This is a genomic window from Mycobacterium sp. (assembly GCF_049673265.1).
Lineage (GTDB): Bacteria > Actinomycetota > Actinomycetes > Mycobacteriales > Mycobacteriaceae > Mycobacterium.
The window spans coordinates 1-2,243 of record NZ_JBATXN010000399.1; the positions used below are offsets into that span (position 1 = coordinate 1).

Below are 2,243 nucleotides of genomic sequence, written 5' to 3' on the forward strand. Positions count from 1 at the left end.
CCGACGGTGGCCGCCGACCGGTTCGACGAGGCATCGGCAGCCGACCGCTGGTATCTGCTGGCCAACACCTGGCTTGACCTACCGGCCCGTCCTGCGTTGATCGGAACGCGCAGCCCCGACGCCAAACCATATGCCGCGCTGTCGGATTCGCTGTATTCGACGGCGGCCCCATTGGATCGCCGGCTGCTGCTGGGCATGTTGGCCGAGCTACCGGCCAGTGCAGCCGTCGACAAGAACACGGCGTCGGCGGCGCTGATCTGGCGGCGGCCGCGCTGGGCCAAGCGACTACAGCCGGCACAAGTGGCCGATCTGCTGGAAGAGGCACACCTGCTCGGCCTGGTGGGCCGCGGCGCGATCAGCACGCCCGGGCGAGCGTTGGTCGACGGCACTGGCGACGGCGACGCCGAGATTCTCGACGCGATGGCACGGGCCTTACCCGCACCGATCGACCACTTCCTGGTTCAGGCCGACCTGACCGTCGTGGTTCCCGGGCCGCTCGAACGTCATCTCGCCGAGGAACTGGGGGCGGTGGCCACTGTCGAGTCCGCGGGCACGGCGATGGTGTACCGCGTCAGTGAGCAGTCCATCCGGCACGCGTTGGATATCGGCAAGACTGCCGACGAGTTGCATTCGCTGTTCGGAAAGCACTCCAAAACACCTGTGCCGCAAGGGCTGACCTACCTCATCGATGACGTGGCGCGCCGGCACGGGCAGCTGAGGATCGGCATGGCCACGTCGTTCGTACGCTGCGAGGACCCGACGCTGCTCGCCCAGGCGGCGGCATCCGCCGCAGCCCAAGCGCTGGGCCTGCGGGTGCTGGCCCCTACCGTGGCGATATCTCAGGCGCCGATCAGCGAAGTGCTCGCAGCCTTGCAGGACGCCGGATTCGCCCCGGCCGCCGAAGACTCCACCGGCACCATCGTGGACATCCGGGCCCGCGGGGCCCGGGTGCCCACCCCGCAACGCCGTCGGCCGCACCGGCCGATGCCGCGCCCGAGCGCGGAAAGCCTGAGCGCGGTCGTCGCGGTGCTCCGCAAGGTGACTTCCGCGCCGTTCGGCAGCGTGCGGATTGACCCGGCGGTGGCCATGTCGCTACTACAGCACGCCGCCCGGCTGGACGAGACCGTGGTCATTGGTTACGTCGACGCTGCCGGGGTCGCCACCCAGCGCGTGGTCTCGCCGATCACGGTGACCGGAGGCCAGCTGGTGGCCTTCGATTCCGCCTCGGGCCGCGCACGTGAGTTCGCCATCCACCGCATCACCTCGGTGATGTCGGGGGACAACGGATAATCGACCGTATGCCCGACGGCCCCCTGATCGTTCAGTCCGACAAGACGGTGCTGCTCGAAGTCGACCATGACCTGGCCGGCGCCGCGCGGGCGGCGATTGCGCCGTTCGCCGAGCTGGAGCGCGCACCCGAGCATGTGCACACCTACCGGATTACCCCGCTGGCGTTGTGGAATGCGCGCGCCGCGGGCCACGACGCCGAGCAGGTCGTCGATGTGCTGGTCAGCTACTCGCGTTACGCCGTCCCGCAACCGCTACTGGTCGACATCGTCGACACCATGGCCCGCTACGGTCGGCTGCAATTGGTCAAGAGCCCGGCCCACGGCCTGACACTGGTCAGCCTGGACCGGGCGGTGCTCGAGGAAGTGTTGCGCCACAAGAAGATCGCACCAATGCTGGGCGCGCGGATCGACGACGACACTGTCGTCGTGCATCCGAGCGAGCGCGGCCGGATCAAACAGATGCTGCTCAAGATCGGTTGGCCCGCTGAGGATTTGGCCGGCTATGTCGACGGCGAGGCGCATCCGATCAGCTTGCGGCAGGACGGCTGGCATCTGCGCGACTACCAGGAGATGGCCGCCGAGTCTTTCTGGGCGGGTGGATCAGGCGTCGTGGTGCTGCCCTGCGGTGCGGGCAAGACTCTGGTGGGCGCGGCGGCCATGGCGAAAGCCAGTGCGACGACGCTGATTCTGGTCACCAACACCGTCGCGGGCCGTCAGTGGAAACGCGAGCTGATCGCGCGCACCTCGCTGACCGAAGACGAGATCGGGGAATACTCTGGGGAGCGTAAGGAAATCCGGCCGGTCACCATCGCCACTTATCAAGTAATCACCCGCCGCACCCAAGGCGAGTACCGTCACCTGGAGCTGTTCGACAGCCGCGACTGGGGTTTGATCGTTTACGACGAGGTGCACCTGCTGCCGGCGCCCGTGTTCCGGATGACCGCCGATCTGCAG

At 67.9% G+C, this 2,243-nt stretch carries 2 protein-coding genes; both read left to right on the top strand.

The genetic code is table 11. The features are described 5' to 3' along the window. On the top strand, positions 1 to 1,290 hold a 1,290-nt coding region (locus WBF82_RS13720), incomplete at its 5' end, for a helicase-associated domain-containing protein (protein WP_424383555.1). Positions 1,291 to 1,298: 8 nt separating this feature from the next. Beyond that, positions 1,299 to 2,243: helicase-associated domain-containing protein (locus WBF82_RS13725; RefSeq protein ID WP_424383556.1), on the top strand; the 945-nt coding region annotated here is incomplete at its 3' end.